Consider the following 2,529-nt stretch of genomic DNA (forward strand, 5'->3'; position numbering starts at 1 on the left):
ACGCTCTGCTGGTCCAGTTCCACCGGCTTGCGCGCCTCGGCCGTGTCGGCCGAGGCCGCCCGGAGGGCGGCGAGTTCCTCGCGCAGGCGCGGCAGGTATCGCTCGCGCAGCGCGTCGTCGTCCGGCTGGTCCGCCATCGGCCTGCCTACCGGATCAGGACGACGGGCACCTTGCACGAGCGCACCATCTCGGTCGTGGTGGAGCCGATGACAAGGCTGCGGATCCGGCTGTGGCCATAGGCGCCCATCACCAGCAGGTCGAAGCCCTCCTCGTCCACCAGCTTGCCCAGCTCCGTCTCGGGCTGGCCGGGCAGGATCCGGGTCGCGGCCTCGAAGCCCGCCGCCTTCAGCAGCGCCTTCGCGTCCTCCAGCCCCTTGCGGCTTTCGGCGGTGTCGGCGCCGACCGTCACCACCTCGATCGCAAGCCCCGCGAACAGCGGGCTGCGCGCGATGTGATCGACCGCCTTCATCGCCGAGCGGCCCCCGTCATAGGCGACCAGCACCTTGCCGATCGGCCGGAACGCGCGCGAGGCCACGAAGACCGGCCGCTGCGCGGCGCGCACGATCCGTTCCAGGTTCGATCCCAGGTGCCCCCTGGCGAAATCCGCCGCCTCGCCGCGCTTGCCGATGACGACGACGCGGGCGTCGCGCTCGATCTCTCCTATCGCCTCGACGATGTCGCCATGGCGCAGGCGGGTGGTGATGTCGGTGATGCCGTCGCGGTCCACGATGGCGCGGGCATCCTCCAGGATCGCGCGGCCGCGGTGGGCGACCAGCTTCGCGCGCTGCGCGTCCAGCTCGGCCAGGTCCTCCAGCAGCCTGGACCGCGCGCCCAGCCGGATCGCGCCGGACAGGTCCGACTTGTCCGGGGCCTCGCGGCGGCCCAGCACATGGATCAGCTCCACCGGCGCGCCGGTCCGCTGCGCGATCCAGGCGGCATGGTCGCAGACGCTTTCCGAGTAGATGGATCCGTCCACCAGCGCGATGATCTTGTCGGTCATGGGCCCCTCCTCAATGCGCCATCAGCTTGTCCATGGCGCCGGGCTTGTCATGGATGGCAAGCCGGTCCACCAGCGTCTCGGTGGCCGCGTTCATGCCCACCACCTCGACCTCGGCGCCGTCGCGGCGGAACTTCAGGATCGCCATGTCGAGCGCCTGCACCGAGGAGATGTCCCAGATATGCGCGCGGCTCACGTCGATCACCACCCGCTCGGGCGCCTCGCGGAAATCGAAGGCGTTCATGAAGTCCTCGACCGAGCCGTAGAAGAGCTGCCCCTCGACGCGGTAGGTCCGCACCCGCCCGTCGGCGCTGATCTCCGAGGTGACGCGGAACAGCTGCGCGATCTTGCCGGCGAAGAAGATCCCCGACAGCAGCACCCCCACCAGCACGCCGATGGCCAGGTTGTGGGTATAGACCACGGTGATCACCGTCGCGACCATCACGATGGACGAGGATTTGGGGTGCACCCTGAGCGCCTTGATCGACGACCAGGAGAAGGTGCCGATCGAGACCATGATCATGATCGCGACCAGCGCCGGCATCGGGATGATGCTGACCAGGTCGCCCAGGACCACGACCATGAACAGCAGGTAGACCCCCGCCGCAAAGGAGGACAGCCGCCCGCGCCCGCCCGATTTGACGTTGATGATCGACTGCCCGATCATCGCGCAGCCCGCCATGCCGCCGATGAAGCCGGTGGCGGTGTTGGCAACCCCCTGGCCGATGCATTCCTGGTTGCGGTTCGACCGCGTGTCGGTCAGGTCGTCCACGATGTTCTGCGTCATCAGGCTTTCGAGCAGCCCCACGACGGCGACCGCCACCGAATAGGGCAGGATGATCCGCAGCGTTTCCAGGGTCAGGGGAATGTCGGGGATCAGGAACACCGGCAGCGTGTCGGGCAGCGCGCCCATGTCGCCCACCGTGCGCACGTCGAGCCCGAGGGCGAAAACCAGCGCCGTCAGGACGACGATGGTGACCAGCGGCGAGGGGATCGCCGTCGTCAGCAGCGGAAACAGGTAGATGATCGCAAGGCCGGCCGCGACCAGCGCATAGGTGACCCAGGTCACCGCGCGCGGGTCGAGCTCGGGCAGCTGCGCCATGAAGATCAGGATCGCCAGCGCGTTCACGAAGCCGGTCATCACCGACTTCGAGACGTAGCGCATGACGAAGCCCAGCCGCAGCAGGCCCGCGCCGATCTGCAGCAGCCCCGCAAGGACGGTGGCGGCCAGCAGGTATTGCAGCCCGTGGTCGCGCACCAGCGTCACCATCAGCACGGCGGTCGCCGCGGTCGCGGCCGAGATCATGCCCGGCCGCCCCCCGGTGACCGCGATGATGACGGCGATCGAGAAACTGGCATAGAGCCCCACCTTGGGGTCCACGCCTGCGATGATGGAAAAGGCGATCGCCTCGGGGATGAGCGCCAGCGCCACGACCAGACCCGCCAGAAGGTCGCCGCGGATGTTGCCCAGCCACTGGCCGCGGTAAGCATCGAGTGAAATCATGAAATCCCGTCCGGATCCGACCCCGCAT

General features: G+C 68.5%; 2 protein-coding genes. Both read right to left on the reverse strand.

All coding sequences use genetic code 11. The annotated features are described in order from the left end of the window. Positions 1-145: 145 nt before the first annotated feature. Positions 146-1,000, reverse strand: a complete 855-nt coding sequence (locus HMH01_RS17660; protein WP_171327114.1) for a universal stress protein — start codon at positions 998-1,000, stop codon at positions 146-148. Positions 1,001-1,010: 10 nt separating this feature from the next. Continuing rightward, on the reverse strand, positions 1,011-2,501 hold the full coding sequence (locus tag HMH01_RS17665; RefSeq protein WP_171327115.1) for a SulP family inorganic anion transporter: 1,491 nt from the start codon (positions 2,499-2,501) through the stop codon (positions 1,011-1,013). Positions 2,502-2,529 lie beyond the last annotated feature (28 nt).

It is taken from the genome of Halovulum dunhuangense, from assembly GCF_013093415.1.
Lineage (GTDB): Bacteria > Pseudomonadota > Alphaproteobacteria > Rhodobacterales > Rhodobacteraceae > Halovulum > Halovulum dunhuangense.

Excerpts from the sequence above, each read along its gene's own strand:
- HMH01_RS17660 (WP_171327114.1), bottom strand. The coding sequence starts at position 1,000 with ATGACCGACAAGATCATCGCGCTGGTGGACGGATCCATCTACTCGGAA.
- HMH01_RS17665 (WP_171327115.1), bottom strand. The coding sequence starts at position 2,501 with ATGATTTCACTCGATGCTTACCGCGGCCAGTGGCTGGGCAACATCCGC.